Raw genomic sequence first — 281 nt, forward strand, 5'->3', positions numbered from 1 at the left:
CTACCATCCTAAATTTAGAAGTTTACAATAGCCCGATAATCCAAACCCCGGAAGAAGCTTTAAGCCAATGCGATGACGATGACGACGGGCAGGCAATTTTTGATTTAACCCAAATAGAGCCGGAAATCTTAGACGGGCTAAACCCAACTGATTTGGATATTAGCTACTATACCAGTTTAGAAGACGCCGAAGACCAAAACAGCCCAATAGGCAATCCTGGCGGATATGAAAACCAAACCAATTCTCAGACCATTTGGGTACGGGTAACCGATACCGCAACG

At 44.5% G+C, this 281-nt stretch carries 1 pseudogene; it reads left to right on the forward strand.

Features of this window, described 5'->3' with window-relative positions:
* Window positions 1–281: pseudogene (locus FKR84_RS13450) on the forward strand (hypothetical protein); the annotation flags it as partial.

This window comes from Haloflavibacter putidus (assembly GCF_006546625.1).
In the GTDB taxonomy this organism is placed as follows: domain Bacteria; phylum Bacteroidota; class Bacteroidia; order Flavobacteriales; family Flavobacteriaceae; genus Mesonia; species Mesonia putida.